This window comes from Pseudoalteromonas sp. CR1 (assembly GCF_019392235.1).
Taxonomy (GTDB): Bacteria; Pseudomonadota; Gammaproteobacteria; order Enterobacterales; family Alteromonadaceae; genus Pseudoalteromonas.
This window is the reverse complement of the sequence record NZ_JAHXRM010000553.1, coordinates 1-243: the sequence shown is the minus strand read 5'-3', so window position 1 is coordinate 243 and position 243 is coordinate 1. Positions and strand designations below refer to the sequence as shown.

The window sequence follows — 243 nt, the reverse complement described above, 5'->3', positions numbered from 1 at the left end:
CACAGGCGTGGGGGCGTCCGAGGCGTCCCAAGCTGCCAGCATGGCGCAATCGAATTGGAGCCGGTGGTTTAATCGCGGCATGAGTCCGACGCTGGCAAAGTTTCGCAAGTTCCGCTCGGCGGTTATCGCTATCGCCGTGCGTGAAGATAAGTTGCCGGCCGGATGCGAAAACAAGCCGGTATCGGCGTTGATTGATATTGCGCGGGGGTGGCGGGTATGACACGCAACGAGATGCCGGCAGAC

Annotated in this window: 1 protein-coding gene; it reads left to right on the top strand. The window is 60.9% G+C overall.

The window, feature by feature from the left end; genetic code table 11:
• Positions 1-220, top strand: a 220-nt coding sequence (locus KZZ04_RS20525) for a hypothetical protein (protein ID WP_219424082.1), incomplete at its 5' end; no start/stop codon positions are given.
• Between the last annotated feature and the right edge of the window lie 23 nt (positions 221-243).